This window comes from Azonexus sp., from assembly GCF_036170495.1.
In the GTDB taxonomy this organism is placed as follows: domain Bacteria; phylum Pseudomonadota; class Gammaproteobacteria; order Burkholderiales; family Rhodocyclaceae; genus Azonexus.
In genome coordinates this window covers 1-2,984 of record NZ_JAVHPH010000278.1, presented here as the reverse complement: position 1 = coordinate 2,984, position 2,984 = coordinate 1, and the positions used below count along the sequence as shown (strand labels likewise).

Annotated in this window: 3 protein-coding genes; all 3 read right to left on the bottom strand. The window is 61.1% G+C overall.

The features are described from left to right. On the bottom strand, positions 1-1,604 hold a 1,604-nt coding region (ettA, locus tag ADADOO_RS10080), incomplete at its 3' end, for an energy-dependent translational throttle protein EttA (protein ID WP_511277213.1). A gap of 118 nt (positions 1,605-1,722) precedes the next feature. Then, entirely contained in the window at positions 1,723-2,310 is a 588-nt protein-coding gene (locus ADADOO_RS10075) for an N-acyl amino acid synthase FeeM domain-containing protein (RefSeq protein WP_511277212.1), read from the bottom strand. 77 nt (positions 2,311-2,387) lie between these two features. Beyond that, a partial coding sequence (locus ADADOO_RS10070) for a bactofilin family protein (RefSeq protein WP_511277210.1) occupies positions 2,388-2,984 on the bottom strand: 597 nt, incomplete at its 5' end.

The window sequence follows — 2,984 nt, the reverse complement described above, 5'->3', positions numbered from 1 at the left end:
CGTTTCTTGTCTTCCTCGTATTCCTGGAAGTTGCCGGTGAAGAAATTCCACTGCGAATCGCCTTCGGCGGCCAGGATGTGCGTGCAGATACGGTCGAGGAACCAGCGGTCGTGCGAGATGACCATGGCGCAGCCGGGGAATTCGAGCAGGGCGTCTTCCAGCGCGCGCAGCGTTTCGACGTCGAGGTCGTTCGACGGTTCGTCGAGCAGCAGCACATTGCCGCCGGTCATCAGCGTCTTGGCCAGATGCAGGCGGCCGCGTTCGCCGCCCGACAGATTGCCGACCTGCTTGCCCTGGTCGCCGCCCTTGAAGTTGAAGCGGCCGATGTAGGCGCGCGACGGCATCTCGAACTTGCCGATCTGCAGGATGTCGCTGCCCTGGGCCAGTTCCTCGAAAACCGTCTTGCTGCCGTCCAGGCAGTCGCGCGACTGGTCGACATAGGCCAGCTTGACCGTCGGGCCGACGACGACTTCGCCGGCATCCGGCTGCTGCTGGCCGGTGATCATCTTGAACAGCGTCGATTTGCCGGCGCCGTTCGGGCCGATGATGCCGACGATGGCGCCGGCCGGGATGGTGAAGCTGACGTTGTCCATGAGTAGCTTATCGCCGAAGGATTTGGTCACACCGTTGAATTCGATGACCTTGCCGCCCAGACGCTCGCCGACCGGAATGAAGATTTCCTGCGTCTCGTTGCGCTTCTGGTATTCCTGGCTGGACAGTTCCTCGAAGCGCGACAGGCGGGACTTGGACTTGGCCTGACGCGCCTTCGGATTCGAACGCACCCATTCCAGTTCCTGCTTCATCGCCTTCATGTGGGCGTCGATCTGCTTGTTTTCGGTTTCCAGGCGGGCTTCCTTCTGCTCCAGCCAGCTGGAGTAATTGCCCTTGTACGGAATGCCGTGGCCACGGTCGAGTTCAAGAATCCACTCGGCCGCGTTGTCGAGGAAGTAGCGGTCGTGGGTGACGGCGACGACGGTGCCCGGGAAGCGGACAAGGAACTGTTCGAGCCATTCGACCGATTCGGCGTCGAGGTGGTTGGTCGGCTCGTCGAGCAGCAGCATGTCGGGCTTGGCCAACAGTAGCTTGCACAGCGCCACGCGGCGCTTTTCACCGCCGGACAGGTTGCCGATGACGGCCTCCCAGGGCGGCAGGCGCAGCGCGTCGGCAGCCAGTTCCATCTGGGCTTCGGTATCGGAGCCGGCGGTGGCGATGATCGCTTCCAGACGGGCCTGTTCTTCGGCCAGCTTGTCGAAATCGGCTTCCGGGTCGGCATAGGCGGCATAGACCTCGTCGAGCTTGGCCTGGGCCTGCATGACTTCGCCGAGGGCCGACTCGATTTCTTCCTTGACCGTCTTGGCCGGATCAAGCTGCGGCTCCTGCGGCAGGTAGCCGATGGAGACGCCGGCCAGGTGCTGGACCTCGCCGTCGTATTCCTTGTCCACGCCGGCCATGATCTTGAGCACGGTCGACTTGCCGGAACCGTTCAAACCGAGCAGGCCGATCTTGGCGCCAGGGAAAAAGGAGAGGGAAATATCCTTGATGATCTGCCGCTTGGGCGGAACGATCTTGCTGACGCGCAGCATGGACATTACGTATTGAGCCATTGAACAACCTACCTGTCGTCGTAAAGATAAATGATGCGCGAGTCTACGGCCCTTCAAAGCAAATGGCCAGCCTCCCGAAGCTCGGAGGCTGACCATTTGCCTTGGGGTAAAGCGGAAATTAGAAGCGAAGATCGCCGAGCGGACGGTGCAGCAGTACGGCCGGCGCATCAACCCGGGGGCAGGTGCGAGCTGCACCGATCTGCGAGAAACCGAACTCCCGGCGATAGTACGAGGCGTGACGCGGATTGACTTCGATGACCACGTCGGTCACCCCGAAAATAGCCCGGGCATATTGGTAGCTTGAGCGGAAAAGCGATTTCAGAATTTCCGGGTCGTGGCAGTCCGTATCGACAGCCAGCCGGGTGACTTCACTGATGACACGGGAAGGCTTGCGCAGGGCGGCCAGCTCTTCGGCGTAGAGATTGTCGGCGAGCAGTCCGGCCGTGGAGTCACGGGAGGCGGTCAGCGTCGCGACCAGTTCGCCATCCATCCAGGCGCCGAGCGTGGCGTGATTGGGATCTTCGATCAGTTGCCGTGGCGGCGAAATCCGGTAGCCGCGCCAGGCGTACATGCGGCGCACCAGGGCGCTGCAGGCGCGATGCTGATGGTAGGTGACGGCCGGGGCGACCTTGATCTCCGGCGACTCAACAGCCTCGCCGGAACCGAGCGAGGCGCCAGGCTGCTCCGGCAGCATCGACGCTGACATGAAGCCGGGAAGGAGCCTGGAACTCGAAGGTATGACGTTTAGCATAGGCCGCATTCTATGATCAATAAATAATTGAATCAACCGGCAATGGCGCTAAGCGCTTTGACTGGTTCTTCACGGAGGTGAAACGGCGTTGCCTTTTCGGCCGACAGGGCGTTGATGTCGCCGCACAGTTCGCCGCCTTCGTCGATGACCAGCTTGCCATAGCGGATCTTGCCGGTGACCTTGCCAGTGGCGTGGATGATCAGTTGCGAGCGGGCCGTCAGTTCGCCTTCGAAGCTGCCGTGAATTTCGGCGATATCGATGCTGACTTTGCCGGAGAACGAGCCGTTTTCGGCGATGCGGATAACCCTGCTATCCATCGTGGCCTCGACGCGCCCTTCGACGACCAGCGTGTCGCAATCAAGAATCTCGGCGCCCTTGAGTTTGACATCGGGTCCAACGATGAGGCGTGCCCCCATGACGTTTTCGGCCGACGATTCGGTTTTTTCCGGCTGAGCGGGTGGCGCCGCAGCGGCCGAGTTTGGCGCAGCACTGGTTTCCGTGGCAGGAGACTTGAGTGGGCTAGTGCTGCTGCCCAGAATATTATTGACCTCCTTGCGGGTGATGACGTCATTGCGCTTGTTAAGGATTGGTTTGCTGAACATGGTGACTCCCGTCTTGAGGTTTTGATG